This window comes from Gardnerella sp. 30-4 (assembly GCF_001641215.1).
Lineage (GTDB): Bacteria > Actinomycetota > Actinomycetes > Actinomycetales > Bifidobacteriaceae > Bifidobacterium > Bifidobacterium leopoldii.
In genome coordinates this window covers 1-1,057 of record NZ_LXJL01000168.1, presented here as the reverse complement: position 1 = coordinate 1,057, position 1,057 = coordinate 1, and the positions used below count along the sequence as shown (strand labels likewise).

General features: G+C 38.1%; 1 protein-coding gene. It reads left to right on the top strand.

Annotation, left to right across the window (positions count from 1 at the left end):
- Positions 1-1,057: PTS ascorbate transporter subunit IIC (locus A5294_RS06420; RefSeq protein WP_064340739.1), on the top strand; the 1,057-nt coding region annotated here is incomplete at both ends.

Here is a 1,057-nt window from a genome sequence, read left to right as displayed (position 1 = left end):
CTTTCTATTACTTCTCGTTTTAAATTTATCTATTTAACGGGTCACGTAGCTTTCTATATGGCAAGTATGCTTGCTGTTATATTTAATGTTGCTGGTTTTAGCATGTGGGAAGTCCTTTTATGGGGTTCAATTGCTCAAGGATTGTTTACGACAATTTCTCCAGCACTGGTGCAGCCGTTTATGAAAAAAGCTTCAGGCAAAGATGATGTTGCTTTAGGACATCCTGCTGGTACTGGTGTTGCTTTAGGTGCGTTAATTGCAAAGATTACTGCTTCAAAAAAGCGTCCTTCTAAGTCAACTGAGGATATTAAATTCCCAGCAGCATTGGGATTCTTGCGTGATACAACAGTTCTTATCACGCTTTCTATGGCTGTTATTTATATCGTAGTGGCTCTTTTTGCTGGATCTTCGTATGTCGAAACACATTTATCTAATGGTCAAAACTCCATTGTTTTCGTTATGTTGAAGGCTGCAACTTTTGCTGCAGGTGTTTATATTATTCTTGCAGGCGTGCAGATTGTTCTTGACGAAATTGTTCCAGCTTTTAAGGGAATATCGGAAAAGCTTGTTAAAAATGCTCGTCCTGCTTTAGATGCACCAATGACTTTTGGCTTTGCTCCTAATGCTGTTCTTATTGGCTTCTTGGCTAGTTTCTTTGGCGGCTTGCTTGGAATGACGTTTATGGCGATTTTGGGAACGACAATTATTATTCCTGGAATTGTTGCGCATTTTATGGCTGGTGGTGCTGCAGGAGTATTTGGTAATGGTCAAGGTGGAATACGTGGTTGCTTGACTGCATCATTTATTAATGGCCTTTTCATTACTTTCCTTCCGTTGTTCCTTTTGCCAGTGCTTGGCAATTTAGGAAGTGCAAATTCTACATATTCTGATGCAGATTATGGCGTATTTGGTGTAATACTTGGTCACGTAAATATTGTCGGTGGTCGTACTGTTCTAATTTCTGTAATACTTATTGCACTAATATTGTTCTATTCTGTTTCGATATTGATGAATAAACGCGATTCTAATAATTTTGAAAAAGTTGAAGAAATAAAAT